At 49.8% G+C, this 18,698-nt stretch carries 11 protein-coding genes and 1 pseudogene; 8 read left to right on the top strand and 4 right to left on the bottom strand.

Annotation, left to right across the window (positions count from 1 at the left end):
* Positions 1-295 precede the first annotated feature (295 nt).
* From HMPREF1267_RS13600 to HMPREF1267_RS09675, 4 genes and pseudogenes are all read right to left on the bottom strand, one after another.
* Positions 296-425, bottom strand: a pseudogene (locus tag HMPREF1267_RS13600) (transposase); the annotation flags it as partial.
* 48 nt (positions 426-473) lie between these two features.
* The gene (locus HMPREF1267_RS09685) at positions 474-1,121 is read right to left on the bottom strand and encodes a LuxR C-terminal-related transcriptional regulator (RefSeq protein ID WP_023029135.1); all 648 of its coding nucleotides are present in this window, start codon (positions 1,119-1,121) and stop codon (positions 474-476) included.
* A gap of 94 nt (positions 1,122-1,215) precedes the next feature.
* Positions 1,216-1,506, bottom strand: a complete 291-nt coding sequence (locus tag HMPREF1267_RS13025) for an integrase core domain-containing protein (RefSeq protein WP_023029134.1) — start codon at positions 1,504-1,506, stop codon at positions 1,216-1,218.
* Between the two features lie 539 nt (positions 1,507-2,045).
* Entirely contained in the window at positions 2,046-2,330 is a 285-nt protein-coding gene (locus HMPREF1267_RS09675; RefSeq protein ID WP_084539245.1) for a transposase, read from the bottom strand.
* Between the two features lie 268 nt (positions 2,331-2,598).
* Between HMPREF1267_RS09675 and HMPREF1267_RS13020 the strand changes: the two genes are divergently transcribed.
* The 8 genes from HMPREF1267_RS13020 to HMPREF1267_RS09640 all read left to right on the top strand — a co-directional run bounded on the left by HMPREF1267_RS13020 (position 2,599) and on the right by HMPREF1267_RS09640 (position 18,645).
* Complete coding sequence (locus HMPREF1267_RS13020; protein ID WP_156906124.1) at positions 2,599-2,736, top strand: hypothetical protein; 138 nt, start codon at positions 2,599-2,601, stop codon at positions 2,734-2,736.
* Between the two features lie 82 nt (positions 2,737-2,818).
* Positions 2,819-4,345: an ABC transporter ATP-binding protein gene (locus HMPREF1267_RS09670; RefSeq protein WP_198012004.1), complete on the top strand. Its 1,527-nt coding sequence runs from the start codon at positions 2,819-2,821 to the stop codon at positions 4,343-4,345.
* Positions 4,297-6,873 (top strand): phosphotransferase, encoded by a 2,577-nt coding sequence (locus tag HMPREF1267_RS09665; protein ID WP_084539244.1) that lies wholly within the window; start codon positions 4,297-4,299, stop codon positions 6,871-6,873. The genes HMPREF1267_RS09670 and HMPREF1267_RS09665 overlap by 49 nt, the downstream gene beginning before the upstream one ends.
* Positions 6,866-7,504 (top strand): ABC transporter ATP-binding protein, encoded by a 639-nt coding sequence (locus HMPREF1267_RS12795; protein WP_023029129.1) that lies wholly within the window; start codon positions 6,866-6,868, stop codon positions 7,502-7,504. The genes HMPREF1267_RS09665 and HMPREF1267_RS12795 overlap by 8 nt, the downstream gene beginning before the upstream one ends.
* Before the next feature lie 269 nt (positions 7,505-7,773).
* A complete protein-coding gene (locus tag HMPREF1267_RS09660; protein WP_232215135.1) occupies positions 7,774-9,258 on the top strand; it encodes an ABC transporter permease in 1,485 nt (494 codons plus the stop codon).
* A gap of 105 nt (positions 9,259-9,363) precedes the next feature.
* Positions 9,364-10,580 (top strand): IS3 family transposase gene (locus tag HMPREF1267_RS09650; protein WP_156906104.1). Its coding sequence is split into 2 segments (ribosomal slippage): positions 9,364-9,625 and positions 9,625-10,580, totalling 1,218 coding nucleotides; the frame shifts between segments, so codons are not numbered across the junction.
* A gap of 339 nt (positions 10,581-10,919) precedes the next feature.
* Entirely contained in the window at positions 10,920-16,820 is a 5,901-nt protein-coding gene (locus HMPREF1267_RS09645) for a DUF5979 domain-containing protein (protein WP_198012003.1), read from the top strand.
* 253 nt (positions 16,821-17,073) lie between these two features.
* Positions 17,074-18,645 carry a SpaH/EbpB family LPXTG-anchored major pilin gene (locus HMPREF1267_RS09640; RefSeq protein ID WP_023029126.1) on the top strand — a complete coding sequence of 524 codons (1,572 nt, stop codon included), beginning with the start codon at positions 17,074-17,076 and terminating at the stop codon, positions 18,643-18,645.
* The last annotated feature ends 53 nt before the right edge of the window (positions 18,646-18,698 follow it).

The following is an 18,698-nucleotide window of genomic DNA, read 5'->3' as shown; positions in this document are numbered from 1 at the left end:
CGATGATCTGATGGACCGCCTTCTCCTTGAACTCGACGGAATACTTTCTAGGCATAGTTCAATCCTTCCTTAGCTGAGGTAGGAACTAAACCCAGGACGCTTCATTTCTTAACGTTTTGGGTCGAGTTCCGACGCGAAAAAGCTGAGGCAGCCTTCAACAGCTCATTAGTATCGCGTAGCTGGTGATTTTCACGGCGTATCCTCGCATGTTCGGCGGCCACATCTTCAGGCCTTGGTTCTGGGAAGCTCCCAGCACGGCGGGCTGCCTGCGCCCATTGCCGGGCAGCATGCCACGCACGATCTTGCACGCTTGCTGCATGGACATGTTTTCCGCCAAGATGCGGTCCTCAACAAGGCGAACCACACGGTCCTTTGCATCCCGGTCAAATTTTCTTGGCATATTCCAGATTTTCCCATCTACTCAAACACAACAAACCTGGCATACCTCACCTCGGAGTTTTAGTATAAATAGATTACAAATCGACATCATAAAAACTCTTATATATTAACTCAGCTCTGGAGACGGCTTCGTATTGTTTAAAGAGATTAGAAATATGCTTTTTTATAGAGATCTCGGAAAAATCTAACAATTCTGAGATTTGAAAAGTAGTTTTCCCTTGGCGCACGAGGTGGAGGATCTTACGATCGGTTTTGGAAAGAGCGCTACGCCTGTTGTGGGTAAAATCCGAATAATTGTGAAGAGTAAGTTTGACTAGTCGAGCAGTGTCCTGATTGGATAAGTAGCATCCGCCCCTTCGAACAACTTCTACCGCCTTTTGAACCTCTGAAATCGTTTTTGGAGGGCGGATAATCGCTGACACGCCGGCGGCCAGTAACGTTAAAAATATGTTATCTGATTCTGAGATCGTTAATGCGATGGAATAGGTGCGTACCGATGCACTGTTATTTTGAATGAAACCTAGGACAGGTAAACAGTTTTGTAATGATGTTGTTGCGTCGATAAAAACGATGTCGAAATGCTGGTGCCTTAAAAGTTCAATGGCATGCGTTCCACCTCTTGAGACTGAAACATCCTTTAGAATACTCTGAATTAAAGAAAACGGAGGAACTAGGTCGTCAGGTGCGTTGGTATCGGCGTCGCTTAGAATCAATACCCTCATTTAAGGCCTCCGTAAGTTTAAGCGGTAAAGCAGGTATAGCATTGAAGTTGCCTAACAATTAGGCCCAGTCTGTTTAAGTGTTGACCGTGTTTTCTTATCTCCATTGTTGTGAATACTTTCGTGGACTGAGGTAGCCCAGTGAAGAATGCGGATGGAATTTATTGTAGCGCCGTGACCACTGGGCCACGAGCAAGCGGAAGTGCTCGAGATTCTCGATGTTGTTGTCTACTAACAGTTCGTCTCGCATCCAGTTGTGGAAAAACTCGACCTGCCCGTTATGCCACGGCTGATCTGGCGGGAAGAACGCTTGGATTGTTTTATCCTCGGCCGCCGAATCTTGCAGCGCATGTTCGATGAATTCAGGGTCGTTGTCCATCCGGAGCATCGGCGGACGCCCGCCATGGTCAAGGCTTGCGGGGGGCGAGGAGTTCGATTACGGATCTCGCATCGATTTTCTTGTTGACCGCGAAAGCGACGTGTTCGCGAGTGTATTCATCGATGATGCTGCAGATCTCGATCGTCTTAGCAAGCCAAGTCGAATCAAACTGGAAATCCCAAGCCACACACCGCGCGGGTATTGCCCGGCAGGAGCATCTCGCAGGCCGTGGCCAGTGGCGCATTTTCGTTTCCTGCGCGGTAGTACGCGGAGGCCTTCTTCACGCCAGAGGCGACGGAAGGTTTCTCGGCACATCCCATAGCCCTCAGCGAAGGCGCTTATCCTGGCGCGCCGGTGGCCCCACCGGCGGTGATCACGCGCGAATTTATGCATCCACTCGCGCAGTTGCGCGTATTTATCAGGCTCACTGGCCCAGTTCCTAACACGCTGATAAGTGTTGCGAGAGAGTCCGAAGATCTGACAAGCGTATCTCTGAGAGTAGCCCAGCTCGACCAGGTACCAGACGGCATCATGGCTGCGAGCTGGGCTTAGAAGTTTCCCTCCGATAATTCTCTCAATGCCTCTTTGTAGAGCTCTGCATGACCAAGCAGGCGTTTGAGGCGCGTGTTTTCCTCGCACAGTCGTTGGAGTTCTTTGGCTTCGCTCTTGGTCATCGCCGCGTAGGTTGACTGCCACCGATTCAGGATGGATTCACTGATACCGAGCTCGATCCAGATCTGAGCCATGTTCGATCCTGATTCTCTGAATTCTTGAGCCGCATCAAGCTTGCGAACAAACTGTTCGGGAGTGTGTGTACCGAACTTCTTCACCATTCATCCTTTCTCTCCACCCACAGGCAGGGCATCAGTGGACAACACTAAAGTCACCTGGACCTAGAACCAAAGGCACTCCAGTATCTCCATTTTCATCGGGTTGATTGGGTAGTAAACACCGTTATCATTATTTTGATCTATAACTTACTTCAAATCAATCATTCTGATGGGGATACTATACAAAAGTATAAGAAAGCTATATTTTTCTAACATTTATCATGAGGTCTTGATAACTTGGATTCCCGAGAAGGTAAGGAGGTGAATATTAATGACCAGTATTTATGAAATTCGTGAAGCCGCTAAGGGGCTCGGCGATCAGGTTAATCGTGCAGATAGCCATGTGAGCGTGACTGACTGCGCAGCTGCACGGGAAAGCCGAGCAAGCATTGCTTGGTGTGGTAACTAAAATTTGTTTGGAGTGAGGGCTCTGAAGAGAGCCCTCACTGCATTTTATGAGTGAGAGAATGTTTCCAGTGCGTTCCCTTTGGGTGGCCGCAATCGCTTCGGCTGTTACCTCCGCGTTGTGGATGGTGCAACCATGGTTGCTTGGGCAGTTGGTTGATGGTCGAACAATTCTAAGGTTCCCAGCGTGGGTGGTTCTAGTAAGCGTAACTATTTTTTGGGCTTTGGTAAGCAAAGGAGCCGAGTTCCTCAAAGGAATTGCTGAAGTTAACGGGATAGGAGCAGTCAGGACCGCCCTATTGGAGCGGTCAAGGATTGAGGTGAAGGAAAAGGGGATTCCAGCCTATAACGACAATCTAGCCTCAAATATTCTTACTGATTCCAGAGAATATGTTTCCGGAGTTGTGAGTATCGTCTGCTCGATTTCTTCTTCGCTTACAAGTGTAGTCGTAGCTGTGATTTTAGTTCTTCGGGTTAATAAAGCTTTTCTGCTCTTTATTGCGCTCTCATTGATAGTCGGAATCCTCCTGACAAAAGAAGGTCTGCGGAAACTGGAGTACTCAAATGCAAAAGCGCTCGATATGAATGCTCAGCTTGTAGACGAAACGGCTTCCTTTGTGAGGAGTTATGAAGAAATTAGAGTTTTTGACGCTTTTGGTGAGGGAAAACTTGAAATCGATGATACGGTAAGTAAAATGACTTCAGCTTTGCGCGGAGTGGTACTTACCAAGTTCATTTATTTGACGGTTCCCTCTCTTATTTTTGCTTTGGTTCCTACAGTGTGTGTCGCCTTAGCAATGATTTTTCTCGTTCCTAGAGGTAATTTGTCTGTCGGTGAAGTGATTACCGTTTTTACAGTTGCTGGGATGGTAGTTTCCCCGGTTCAAGTTGTGACTGAAAGCTTGGAAAGCTTTAAAAAGTCGGAAGCTGCGAAAAAAAGAATTCCAACTTTAAAGAGAAAAGAGTCTTTAATATCGGAGACTGCTAATTTACCAATTATCGAAAGCTCATTGTGCTTGAATTTTGCGGGAATTACGTGCGACGAGTTTCAGGCAGAGGGTAGTTATTCAGATAGTTTTAAACGGTCAGATCTTGTAATGATTTCCGGAGCGTCCGGCTGTGGAAAAACGACACTCTTGCGCGTATTAGCTGGCTTAAAAGCTCCTGAATACGGATTTGTTGAAATTTGGAATGGGCAGCAGGTTGAAAAACCAAGCAATAGGTACCGAGATTTAATTGGCTATTGTCCTCAAGAACCGGGCCTTGAAACTGAAGAAGTATCAGGAATTCTGGCGGATATTCTAGGTTTAGATACGGGTTTAGACGACTTCCTTTCCGACATATCAGATACTTTAGCTGGAAGTTCGACGGCTCTTACGGTAGGGGAACTTTCTGGAGGACAAAAGCGTCGGCTGGCCCTAGGAAGGCTTTTAGCGTCCACTAAACCTATACTGCTTTTGGATGAGCCATTCTCAGGACTTGATGAACACAACTGTGTACGTTTAGCAAAGCTATTAAATTCACAACGCTCCAGGATTGTCGTACACGCTAGTCACCACATTCCATGTCAGATAAGAAACACAAAAATAATAGCAATGAAGGATGGAAATTGAAGCTCAAAACATTTGCTGTGAGTTCACACCCTTTGGTATATGACGAGCCTAAAAGAGAAAGTGAAAGGTGGAAAATTTCTGAACGCTGGAGCTTTTTAAGTCGTGATATTGCTTCTCCATGGCGCTTCGTCGGCCCCAAGCCGAACGACCTTCCTCAATGTGGATGGAAAATCCACCTGAGTGCGATTCCTTCACAAGCTGAAGAAATTCTGGGCACGGCGATTCCAATTCTTGTAGACGCAGGAGTTTACTTTAAGGTCGCGGCCGATCCATCAGTTTATTTTAAAAAGCTCTTGAAGACAGCGTCGGTAGACGAGTTTGGCAAACTTTTGACGGCATATCCGGTGACGCTTGAGAAGTTTGATGCACTGGTCTCCGAACTTTATCATGCACTCCAGGGTTTTCGTGCACCCGAAATATTATCCGATGCCCAGATAGGCAACTCCCCAGTACATTTTAGGTATGGATCATTCTTACTGATGGAGAAGTGGTGCGAAGAAAAACAACGTTGGCTTGAAGCACTTGAGTCCCCCTCGGGAGAGGTTTTTTGGCCGAGTCGATCTGGGTGTTTAGAGATTCCCCGATGGGCACCTCGGAGTGGATCTATCAATGCTGCCTTAGCTAAGCGTGATCGAAACGCAGTCAGAGTCCCCTTCGAGGTAGACCAGGTTCTTCGCTACAGCAGTAGAGGTCTCTCGATGAAAGCCTACTATCAAGGTCGTGAGGTCTTTGTAAAGGAAGTTAGAGTGCTTTCGGGTTTCACTACAAGGAGTTCGGACGGAGTCTCCAGCCTGAAGCAGGAAAGTAAAGTGCTGGAGGAACTAAAGGGATTAGACGGAGTTCCAAGTAAGTGTGAAATGATAAATGGTGAGAAGTCTAGCTTTTTGATTACCGATTATTTCAACGGGAAATCACTTAGGGCGTATGTCACGGAAACTTGTCCGCTCGTCTTGGGGACCGAGGAAAAAACGGATTCATACGTCTTTTGGGCGAAATCTTGCATGGAAAAGGCTAGAGCCGTACTTACTAGGGTGCATGATATCGGCTGGTGTCACGGTGACATTTCACCTGACAACATTTTGGTTTCTCTAAACGGAGAGGTCATGATTGTAGATTGGGAGGCGGCGGCCCCTACAGGAACAGGGGTCCCCAAATACTGGACACCGGGATTTTCTATGGCGGATCCGAGGATCCGGTGTTCAAATCAAGAAAAAGATTTTCGTCTCGAGGAGAACGACCTTTACGGGCTGGGAAAAATCGCGCTGTCACTTTTTTACCCGTCTGCGTCCCAGGTGGACTTCTCATTAGAAGAGCGGAGCGTGATTCTAGATGAGATTCAAGATTTCTACGGTAAAGCGGCTCGTGAATGGTTGGAGGAGTTTATCGAGCTCCCTGTACCGCGGTACGCTTTTGGTCGAGTCAATGAGTTTGATCTTGCAGGTGGCATTGTCGAGTCGTGGGACAGGTTCGAAGAGCATTTGCAAGTCAGCGAGACTATACCAGTTGGAGCCGGTAGCTTAGGTAGCGGTACGATATTTTCTCCCGAAGGGCTGCGGGATTTAGTGTACACGCAAAGTCAAAACCAGTACGAAGACTACAGGTTTAAGAGTGAATTAGTGAGGAAAGCGGAAATAGATTCTGATCTTTATAACAGGAATGCTGTACATTTGACTGAGCTCCGTATGGTGCTAAAACCTACACCAGACTCGATAAATGAGTATGTTAAATCCTTGGAGCGAGAATACAGTTCGAAGATTGAGCATGAATTCACGCAAAAAAAAATGATTCGAGATCTAGTTATACTTTCTCGCGTTAGAGGTTCCGGATCATTACTCCGAAATGAGACAAGCCTTTTGCTTGAAGAGCTTGGACTGAATTTGTCTGATCTGCTCCTTAGCTCCTTTGGGGATAGAAAGATCGAAGCCTCCGGTGGCCTTTTAAGCGGCTGGAGTGGAGCTGCTATGGCACTCCTCCAGTGGTGGGAATTCGAACAAAGCTCGAGGGCCGAGAGTGTTTTAGATGTCGCTGAAACTATGTGTACCGAGGACCTTCTTGGTTGTAAGAAGTCCAAAAATGGAAGCTTGATGATCGATGATGGGGATAGGCTGCTCCCGTACCTAGCAGAAGGAAGCGCTGGTGTCTTGTGGGCAATAACTGAGTTTGCGAAAAAGCATAGAATCATTGCCACCGACGAGCAACTTTTGGGCTTAATAGAAGCGTGTTCGTCAAAGTACTTCGCTACAGCGGGATTGTTTTACGGTCGTGCAGGCTGTTATTGGGCGTTGAAGCGAGCTAATGAGGTTTTTGGCTCTCAAGTCGGAGGACAAATGGTTCGAAGTCAAGAAATACTTTTGAAAAAGCAATGCATGGAGATGGATGGGGCAGTCTATTGCCTTGGAGACCGCAATGAAAGGTTTACTCTTGACTTCGCCTTTGGCACGGCTGGAGTGCTTTACGCACTTACCAAGAAAGCTTGTCGACCAGGGGATTGGATCCCTTTTCCTGAACTAGGAGGAAAGAATGCTTGAGCTATGTAACTTAGAAATATCGTCGAAACGAGGCAAGATACTTGCTTGCATAGACAAACGCTTTTCGGAAGGAAGTGTCCATTGGGTTCGAGGCAAATCGGGGGCAGGTAAAACCACCCTCCTAAAGACAATCGCCGGACTTCAACCACCTTCATCAGGAGAGGTAAAATTATGCGGAAAAAGTCTTTGGTCAATTTCGAGACGTCAGCGTGATATGCTGAGGGCTCAATCTATGGGCGTGGTGTTCCAAGATTCAGGGTTGATCCCTTGTCTAACTGTAGGCGAGAATCTAGCTTTTGCGTGCAGCCTTTCTAGTGACTCATCACTTTCGACAGACAGCAGTTCTCTGCTCACGAATTTCGGGATTATTGAGCTATCTGATTGTCTTCCCGGTGAACTTTCCGGAGGCCAGCGCCAGCGTGCAGCTGTTGCAACAGCGCTTTGTAAACAGCCGCGACTTATTCTTGCAGACGAACCTACCAGTGCACTCGACGAGGAAAATGCATATATTGTCCTGAATTACCTTTCGCAATATGCCCAATCCTGCCAAGCAATTGCTTTGATAGTTTCCCACGATGAACGCGTCGCGGAGTTTGCTGATCACAGTCTTGCAATTGGGGGCCCTCTGTGAATTATCGCTCGTTGGCATCGAAGATTCGGAGGGACACAATCGTTGAAAGTGTCCCATTTCTTTCAACTTGTTTTGTCCTTACTTTTTTCATCGGCATATTGATCTCGACTGTAGGGGCGAAGGAAGTCACTGAGTCGTTATCGATGGGGCTGATGTATTCTGCTGTCGTTTCTCTAGTACCTTTCAGCTTGGCTCTTAAGTATTGTATTAGGCACGTCATAATGGGGAGAAGAGCACATTATAGAGCCCTTCGTTTGTTTGGATTCCCATTGTCAAAGATTCGCTATGGGTTGGTGTGTGAAGCTGTAGTAGTGATCGCGTGCTTTTCCTTGGTCAATGCTTTTCTTGTACCAATGGTTATTCAGCCGCTTTTTTCGTTTATATATTCTGGGGTTAGAATTACTTCGCCTTCTGGTTTCCCGTCCCCATTCCTCGTGGCTTTCCTTACGTGCTTGGTTACGACCCTGCTTAGTATTTTTCCCCTACGGCAAGAAACGAGTTCTCTAGCTGAGCTAAGGGAGAAACCTGTTGGCGTAGATGCAGAGCCCAGTAGTCCGCAAGCTTCAGAGTTGTTTCATTATCCGTTGGGGATTGTTGCTTGTGTGCTGGGAGTCGCCATTTTTCTTTTGATACCGCAGGCTCCTCCAGGAAGCCGCTGGCCGTTGTTGTTCATTTATGCCACGCCTTTTTTGGTTAGCGCTGCTTCGGTATTTATTTATGCGCTTATTCTTTACGTGATTGAGCGTTTTTTGTTACGCCGACGTGGTTGGACCTCATTCGTGCTAGCTATTCGACTTTTGCGTTCCTTCATTCCCGCCACAGTTTTGCGGATGGTTTGCATTTTTGTCTTACTTCCAGTCATATTATTTGTTTCTAACGACTCGGCCCTTTTCTCCGCCCGACAGGCATTAGCCGATAATGTTGAAGATGTATTTGTGGCAGCTCCGGTCGGTGAAGGAACAGATGGCGTTGCGGAGGTAAGAAAAGCTTGTCGAGATTATTCGCAGGATTGTTTAGGCGTGCTAAGGTGGGCGCCGGCTATTGAAGACTCGGGACAGCTTGAACCTTCCAGCCTGGAAGAAGGGGCCGTTTACACCCTAGTGGAGGATCGAGATGGAACCATTGATTCTTTGTTAAAAGACAAGGGCGTAGTAGGTCAAGAGCCTCGTTCCCCATTTGACCAGACTTGGATGCGACCATGGGATCAAACCTTCAATTCTCAGTCAGAACCTGCTTGGCAAAGCGATGCGGAAGATACGTATTCAGTTGCAGTATTTTCGAACCCTCCTGACCTCGGAGTTACTGAGAATATATCAATTGCGAGTGCCAATCAGTGGGCAGAAAAACTTCCTGAGCAGTTACTTTATGGCCCGAACGGTACGGGCACTAGCGAGTTTATACCACTATTTGCCTACGTGATTGTTGGTGTGGCAGTCCTTATTTTCGGGTTGGCGTTAGCTCAGCAGGGGAGGCTTATTCGGGATGCGCGAACAATTTGGGAACAGGGAGTACCAGTCACTGAAGCGTATCGCACTAGGAAACTGGCCAATTGCGTGCCGTCTGCCTTCGCGGTGTTGCTTTCGCTGGGAGTAGCCGGGTTCCTAAGTACGTATATGGATTCTCAAATTGCACATAGATTGGTAATTCACTTTCCCTCTCTTCCTCTTGGTCTCATCCTATTCTTAGTAGCGGTTATCGGTTTGGCTGCCATTAGTAGTAATTTTGTGCAGTCACCAAAAGAGGATAATGGTTAATCGGTCGTGTAATGTTGTTCATAACTCAAGCTTGAAGCGCCCCAGTGAGGTTACCCTCGTTTAGTGGACACCCGATTAGTGCGGATCTTGTGTCCGTAAGAGAGGATGTTCATTGTGAGTCAACAACGCCAGAAATACACACCTGAGTATCGACGTGAAGCCGCGAACCTGGTAATCGAATCGCAGCGCCCAATTGCTCATGTAGCCAAAGAAATTGGTGTCGCACCTGGCCTTTTAGGCCGATGGGTAAAAAATGAGCGTCAACGCCGAGGGTCCTCTGATGGGTTAAGCGAGGCGGATCTTCGTGCTGAGAATGCTCGTCTGCGTCGTGAGCTGGCAGAAGCCAAGATGGATAACGAGTTTTTGTCAAAAGCGACAGCCTTCTTCGCCGCACAGCAACGCGATCAGAAAAGTTCGAATTGATGCAGCAGGAGAAGGCGAATTTCAGTATCAAGCGCATGGCACGCTTGTTGAAGGTGTCTCGGTCTGGATACTACAAATGGGCCCATATGCAGCAGCAACGCTTATCCGGTAAAGATGATCGGATATCTTTTTACGATGATGTTGATCGTAAAATTCATCAGATCTGGAAAGACTCCGATGAGGTCTATGGTGCCCCGCGGATTACCGCAGAACTCGCCGAGCGCTACCAGATCAGTGTGAATCGCAAGACTGTGGCCAAGCGGATGCGTCTGATGGGCATTGAAGGGATTTCACCGCGTGCTTTTGTGCCGGTGACAACGATTCAATCTAAGCGTAAGTCAAGTCTTCCTGACCTGGTCAAGCGCATGTTTGATACCGGTGAACTTAACCGGGTGTGGATGTCAGATATTACTTACCTGCGCACTGGCGAGGGCTGGTTGTACTTATGTGCGGTCCGCGATGGTCATTCCCGCAGGGTGCTGGGCTGGGCTATGGATAGCGTGCAAGATACTTCCCTGGTCGAAAAGGCCCTACGGATGGCACATACGCTGCGTGGTGACGTTCCTGACGGGCTGGTGTTTCACGCTGACCGGGGGACGCAATTTACCAGCGAGAAGCTCTGGGAGGTGTGCCGCAACCTGGGCATTGCTCAATCTGTAGGGCGTACCGGGGTGTGCTTCGATAACGCGATGGCCGAGTCGTTCTGGTCGACGCTGAAAACCGAGTTCTACGACCGGAAGCGCTGGGCCACCCGCGATGCTGCGCGTCAGGCCGTTGCCTACTGGATTGAAGTGGTCTACAACCGTCGGCGCCGGCATTCCGCTCTCGGGATGGTCAGCCCCGTCGATTTCGAAAACCACACCAGCCTAACCACCAGCAGAAAAGAAATAGCTGCCTAACCACTAGGTAGCTTGACTACGTGTCCACGATTTGCGGGCAACCCCACCAGACTTTCCCAACTACTCAAACGGAACAAAACCTGAGGCACTTCAATATAACGATATGGGAAGCTCTGGGCTATGATGTACATGTTGGTGGTTGCCTTGAGCTATGGCCCACCCGAGGCATGTTTAGCGGCTGGAATCGACACGTTATTCTGAGTACCATGCCTAAAGAATTGCGCCGAACCGTAGTGGCTTGTGCACTGTGGTGAGCGGAACCGTAATCGGAAGGACACGTCGATGGCTCATTCTGCCTCGTCTCTGTTTCGGTCCCTATCTTCAGTACTCGTACGCATTGTGGCATTCGTACTTAGTATTGTCATTGGGGCTTCTTTTTTGGTAATACCCCAACTGACAACACCGCACGCAGCGGCAGCCGAAGGCTCTAATAGGAATAGCTCGGATGGCACCAACTTTGGTGATTGTTCCTTTCGTACAGGCACAGGCAATGTTGAACAATGGGCGAATCAGATTTGCTGGCTTGATGTCAGTGATATGACGAGGCCAGGGCCCGTCACCAAACATGTTGGGGACTACACGATTACGTTGGATTTGTCGATTTCGTCGAAAGATCCAAATACCTCAATCACGTCGCAGCCTAACCCGACGTGGCAAGAAGCTATTTTCGGGAAACCCGGCTTTTTCCAGAAAGCAACCGGGAACATTACCCAAGATGTGCTGCAGATGGAGGGGGGAAAGGACCCGTTTACCCGTTTTACATTGAGCAATATTAAGGTCGAGCGCGCTGGTGTAGAAGGATCCTTGTCTAAGTACCGCTTTGCCGTTGCGGATGCTGAATCTACGGGTGGACCTGGCATTGGTGAGATGATCAGTGTGGACGGTGGCGCTGGCGACGAAGTCAAAGTCACTGCACCCACGGAGTTACGCCAAAATAGAGAACGAAAAGCCTGTGAGAGACGATTCGGCGAAGGCAACGAGCCAACGGCGTTGCGGGAATGGGGGCCCATTGCTGATGGTCGTTACAGAGGATTCGTGTGTCACTCGAGAGTCGGTGGTGCGCACTCGTCTTGGGTCGTCGGGGTAGATAATCCAAAGACTATGCAAATCAGCATGGGTTCTCGCACGCCGGGTAAGCAGGCTGTCGCTATCGGGGTGTCCCTCAATCGGCTTAGTTTTAACGCGAAACAAGATCTAGCAAAGATCGATTCTTCTTACGAGGAAGCGGCGACGCAGGCATCTCGGAACGCCGATTACCATGCTTTCCTCAGCGATAACAATGTTGAAACTGATATCCCGGTCAACGCAGGAGGATCCGGCACGGTGATGCGTCGGCTTGACAAAGATGCGAACGCCACGGGCCGGATAGGATTCCGTTCCCAACTTAATCCGACGGACAAGGCGTTTGACCGTTATGAGCCAGTTTGGCGTTGTACGTTGAGCAATTCCGGTGGCGGCGCCCAAACCTTTCAAATCGACTCCGGAAATGTGCCGAGCGGTTATGACTTAAAAAAAGACACCGCAAACGGGCAATCGACATTACTACTGCCGGAAAAAGACAATCGTGTGCCCAATTGCTCGGTTTCTTGGAAACCCAAGTATTCGCCAGCAGTGTTGACCCTAAGCAAAAAGGTAAATGGTTCCGCGGCAAACTTTAGCGATATTCAGTCCCGTAAGTTTACCTTGCACTACTCGTGTAAAGCTCCGTCCGGGTTTGAAAACGCCTATCCGGAAGTGAAGCTGGAAGATGACGTTGAATTAGAGAGCGGAACCTCTGAAGTAGTTAAGTCCTTGCCGGAGGGTGCGTCCTGTACCGTGAGCGAAAAATTTGCCGAGGGCGAAGAGGCCCCTCCGGGAACGGACTTTAGCCTCTCATGGAATGGTCAAAAAGCTACGGGTGATCCGAATTCTGCGGTCAAGGTGGAGCTTAAGCCGGATAGGAATAATCCCAGCCGGCCTGCCTCCGGGAAGGCTGACGCAGTAAACACCTACGATTATCAAAAAGCTTCACTAAAGCTCAGTAAGCGTATCACCGGTGAGCCAGTAAATGATGGCGAGGTTGGCGGTGCCTTTAAATATAGCGTGCGTTGTGAAGGCACGAATATGGGTCAGCGGAATGGAACGCTGGATCTCAGCAAGGCTAAGCCGGAAAACTCCGCGGTCATCTCGGACCTGCCTGTCGGAAGGGAGTGCATTCTAGAATTCTCGCCTGAGTTTTCTGAGGAGCAGGACCAGACGATCTCCGTTGATAAACAAAGTGCCACTTTGAATGGGCAACCCATTGAGACGGATGAAAACAACTACTATCACTTCTGGTTAGAGGCGAAGGGAAAAACGAAGGAGCTCCGCGAAGAGACGGAGTTCGGGTACAAAACCTTCCCTTTGGTCATCCAAAAGCAGGTTTCCGGATTAGCGGCTGGCAATGAAGACGTGAAAGCCCTTGATTTCCAGGTTAATTACCGCTGTGAGGTAGGTGGAAAGACGGTTAAGGAAGGAAAAGTTAATCTCCTTCACAACGGCGATGAAGTATCCATCGATGGAATCAGGGCAAACGCCGATTGCTACGTCTGGGAAGATGAGCCAACTGGAACTACAACGGCCGACTTCAAAGGCGCAATGATCAGCGCTACAGATGCCAGCGGTATTGTAAAAAAGCTGAGCAACGCGGAAGCACAAAATGCTGCCATTGTGACTATGCGCCAAGTATCAGGCGATAGCCGGAACGTGGTCACCGTGACGAATAAATTCGACTCAAAGCTCGGGGCGGTGACCCTGCGTAAAAACGTTGAATCCACGGTAAACAACGCGGACCTTCCAGATTCCTATACCTTTACATATCGCTGCGGACCGCGGAACTTCTATGAAGGCAACGGCGATGATGCGCAAATCCGGACCGTCAACCTCGAAGGTAAAGTCACTGTACCTGCTAACGGGGAGGCAACGTTGGTCTCGGACGATCCGCGGCTGAATGATAAGAATGGCAAGCTGGGCGTGCCCTATGGCAACGAGTGTAGCTTTGTCGAAGAGACGCCCAATATCAGCGGTGGCATCAACTTCGAGACCGATACCGATCCAGTAAAGGTTTCCGTTGATGCTGAAGACAATACTGCGACTGCAACTAACAAATTCACACCTGCCGGCCAAGGCCTAAATATTTCCCTGCGTTCTACCGGGCGTGAGTCATTGGCCCCAACATCGTGGAATTACGATCTGCGTTGCGATAACGGCTACTCCGCTAAGCTTGATTTAGCCCCAGGAAAGAGCGCAAACATTGCGGCAAATGACGTTCCTTTGGGAACGGGATGCGAATTAGTTGAAGAAAAAGACTCTGCGGAGCGTACGTCCGATACTGGGGAAACCTATCCCATCGGTATCGATTCGGACTATCGTTACGCCGCCGATGAAGGCGAGCCTAAAGAAATAGGCAATGGGGAAAAGTTCACCATCGGTGAAAAGTCCACCTTTAAAATTCACCACGATTATCATTTCTTGCAAGCTACGGTTTCGAATGCTAAAGAAGTTAATTTTGATGATCCCAATAACCTGATCTCGCAAGCTAGTCGTGACGCTAAGGTGGCGCAGGATTTTCCTGTCGAGCTAAGATGCACCAACCCGGATGGTACGCCTGGCGTGCACGTGACCTCGACGATCAAGGTAGGCAAGAGCGAATCAGCAAATATTAACGTGGGTTCGCACTGCACAATCTCCGAGCCGAAAATCGATCCGGAGGTTGGTGTCTCCCTAGAGCAGAGCATTATTCTCAATGGGGATATTAGTGCGGACGGTTCTAGGGAATACGCGTTTAACAATTCGGACGACGTAAAGGTCACTTTTATCAATACCTATAAGCGTCAAACTTCGGACCTTAAGTTGAATACCAAAGCGTGGTTGCCAAACCAGAGCATCCGCGATCAGTATTCGGCTGCCGGTAAGAATGTTGCAGATATCTTTAATGAGCACAACTACAATTTGGTGTGCCAAGAAGCCGGTGCTGCCGGCGGTGGTGACCCCCTGTTTAGCCAAACGGTAACAGTTAAGGGTGAGGGAGATACCGCGTTCACCGAGGTTCCTGTGGGCGCCGATTGCCGTATAACCGGTGATCGATTCGGTCAACTGGACTTGGACATCAACGACGGGGAACACGATAATAAAGCGTTTGTCCGGCCATCCCATGTGGAATGGACTACCCAGCAACAAGCCGGAAATGCGGTGGAAGACAAGGAACTGAAAGATGAAAAGTCGACCTCGCCGTCTTTCAACATCTCGGGTGAAGAAGACGAAAACCAAGTCCGCCTTGTAAATCACTACGAGTACGAGACCGCCAAGGTGAAGCTCAGCAAGGACCTCGTAGGTCGCGAGGGCAACCTGAAGGAAATTCCAAACAACTATGAAATGAACTTCACTATGCAGTGCGAGGCTGTGGGCTATAGGACCAGTACAATCGGTGATCTTTCATTCCTTTCGGAACACGTGCGGCCTAAATCCACATCTGTAATCCCGTCTTCTATCACCAAGAAGCAATTCCGCGATGCTGGTACGCAAGGGGAAAATAGCGTCCTTTCCTTCAACTCCGACGAGGCCCTAGTTCCCGCAGGAGCAACGTGCCGAGTAGCGGAGCAAGATGCCTCCAATACTCCGGCGGCATTGGAGATCAACCCAGAAGAAAAGGGCATCGAGAAGAATGCCCCTAATCCTGGTGTGGATAAAGCAACGGACCTTCACTTCGTCAATAGGGTAGAGCGGCGCACGGCACCTGTGAATCTGATTGTTCGAAACTCCGGCTATCTTGAGGGAGCTAATGCCGCGGGATATACCGCAACTGTGGTTTGCAAGGATCCGGCGGCAACGACAATCACTGAAAATTTCCCGTTAGCCGATACCAGTGCGACGGAGCTACCTCGGACGTATGAGGCTCCTACGGGCGGTCGTCCCCTGCAACTTCCTGTTGGCGTGGACTGCACACTGCAACTAGACGGCGACGCATTTGCGGAACGCGGCCAGCTGGAAGCCACGGCAGGCAGCCGCACGCCATTGACCCAATACGCACGATGGGCCGCTGACCAACGAGAAATCCCAAACAGCTCGTTGTCGAGGATTGCTGCTAAGGACGTCAAAAAAGACGATAAGAAACGTGAGTACACGTTTAAAACCGCTGCAGAGCGTTCATCCACCAGTGAACCCATGGTAATCGGTGCAGATATTTACCATCCGCGCGCGCATTACGATGTCCAATTCACTAAGAACGCCATTGGTGGCCCTGCACAAGACGCAGAGTTTACATTCCGCCATTCTTGTAGCGATCCCAATGACCCAGACGCGTCCAATGGGGAATTTACGTTGAAGTCGGGTGGTGAGCACACCATTAAGAACGTTCCAGTGGATTCTGATTGTCAGATCAGCGAGATCGATGATGGGATAGAAGGCAACGATTCCATTTTTAGCCTTAGTGACACGGGCGACCGCATCACTGCGCTGCCAAGCGGCTCGGGCGGTTCTCTCCCAGGCGGAGCGCCTTCCGATGCCGCCGAGCAAAACAACGGCGAAGCAACTAGGTCGATAGCCTTTAACGTCCAGCCGGTCCAAGACGGCGCTGACACGAGCCGTTCAGGTGAGCGGTGGTCAGTAGTGGCAAAGAATGAATTTGCTGGGTTGAATGTGGAAAAGTCCATTGAGGGTACGCCCTTGGGCAAGCTCACGGGTGATGTATTCGATACCACGCTGCTTCCGGCAGATACGAAGACCATGCCCATGACTTATAAGGTCACCAATGATGGTGTATTCGATCTGGAAGGCCTGCAGGTCAAAGATCTATCCTTGGCGGGATTGCACCTTCTAAAGGACAGCAAGTCCGTGGAGGTTCCGCAAGACGGCGTTATCCCGCAGGAGATTTGCTCCCCGCCGGAAGCACTCAAGGTGGGTGACGAATTTAGTTGCAGTTTCGAGGTACAGATACCGGTTGGTGATGATGAAACTTATCGGTACCCAGATACAGGAGACTCCACCGTGACTGTGACTGCGCAGGTACAAGGACAAGACGGTGTTCATTCTGCTTCTGGTTCCGATACGCAAGGTGCACTGCGCCCATCTGGGCTTATCGCAGGCCTACTGCCCGAAACGGGTATGCAGACCCTCGTATGGATCCTCATCCTGGGGCTTGCGCTCCTTGGATTTGGACTGTGGCGTTACCTGCGTCAATCTGACGATGAGGACGATTCCCCAGAAGAGTCCCAGCAGGACTAATCCGTGGCGCCTGGCAGGGTGGTAGGTCCTTGCTAAGTAAGGGGTTAGCGGTCAAAGTGAACCATTCACCTTGACCGCTAACCTTTGTATTTATTCTTTATTCAATAACTATCTTTTAGCAGGTGAAAAGTTCGCTTCTCCAATTGTGTAGTGGACTATCACCGGCATATACTTTTACACTGGTTTCATTTTCGCGCTGACCGGCTCCCTTGAACTTCGGCTCAGTAATTCTCTATGAGAGGACCCCTTACTAATGTCTCGTATTGCCTCTAAGACCTTAGCGGTCGCTCTTGCGGCAGGATTGGCCGCAGCCACCCCAGTTGCATTCGCTGCTCCCGGTGATGGTGCATCGGTACTGGCACAGGCCGAAAATGTCCGCGCCTCTATTGATGCAAACAAAACGGGTTCCATCACCATCGATAAGCACTCGGGCGATCCCGTTGGAGATGGCAATCCAGGCGCGGACACCGCTCTTGAGGGGATGAAGTTCAAGGTCGAAAAGGTCCAGATGACCAATAAGCTAGATACCGCAGCTGGCTGGACCGAGGCGAAGAACTTGGTTGAAACCGGAGCAGAGAACGCACCGCTTGACCAGGGATTTACGGCGCAGGAAAAGGTTACGAATGATTCGGGCCAGGCTGAATTTACGGATTTGGCCGTCGGTATGTACAAAGTGACTGAGCTTCCTAGCACGGAGAATCCAAACTACACAATCGGCGCTCCGTTCTTGGTCACCGTTCCTTTAATCGGTGATGACGGTGCGGTGAACTATAACCCTAAAGTTTCCCCGAAGAACCAGCTGATTCAGCCAAAGAAGAGCGCCGAAAATGGAAACGCCAACGTTGGCGATAAGATTTCTTATACCATTGAAGCTCCGGTACCTGCGGGTGACGTTGACCGCCAAAGAAACCGCAATATTCCGCATTTCGAGATTACGGATAATCTCAATGAGCACCTTGCTTTCGCGAACGGTGCAGATGGCGTAACCGTGAGCGCTGAGGGAGTCGAAAACCTTACCCGCGGAGATCAAGGTGACTATACGGTCGCAATTACCGGAGAGAACAACAAAAACCTCTCGGTGAAATTCACTGACGCTGGGCGGGAAAAGCTTGCCAAAGCTCGAGCCACGAACGCTGGACTCTCTGTGCAAGTCAAGTTCGACGCCACGGTCCAGAGCATCCCCGCCAACGGTAAAATTGAAAACCTCGCTCACTTGGACTTGAACGGCAACGATCAAGATCCCGGCATTCCCACCACGCCTGGCGGGGACAACTCCGGCGAGAATGATGGCGCGACGACGACACACTACAACGATGTGTCGATTACGAAGACGCTGAACGGTGAGCCTACTGAGGATAAAGCCACCGGTGCTGGCGCAGAATTCCAGGTTTTTGAGTGCACCGCTGACGGTGACAAGTGGAAGGTATCTGATCAAGCTGCTCCTATTAAGGGCGCCAACGCAGAAGGTACGGCTGTAGCTTCCGCAACGCTGACAGCGGCTGAGCCAGTACAGGGCGAGGCAGCAAAGGCCGATGGCTACTTCCTGCAATTCGATCCGAATAAGGAATATTGTGCGGTCGAGACGAAGGCTCCTCAGGGCTATCTCATCAACCCAGATCCGCACCACCTTTCCAAAACTGATCAAACGCGCGGTGAGGGGGAAAATGCTCGCTTTATTTATGCCGCGACCATTGATGACGTGAAGGACAATATTTGGGGCAAGCTGCCGGCTACCGGTATGCGGACGATGCTGATCATTCTGGGTCTCGGCGCGCTCTTGTTCATCGGCGGTGCCTACTACCAGCTGAAGCGCCGCAACGCCTAAGACAGGCAAGTGGCTCAAACCCGCAGGCCTCTCCCACTAGGGGAGGGGCGCGC

This window comes from Corynebacterium sp. KPL1824 (assembly GCF_000478095.1).
Lineage (GTDB): Bacteria > Actinomycetota > Actinomycetes > Mycobacteriales > Mycobacteriaceae > Corynebacterium > Corynebacterium accolens.
This window is presented reverse-complemented; position numbering and strand designations above follow the sequence as displayed.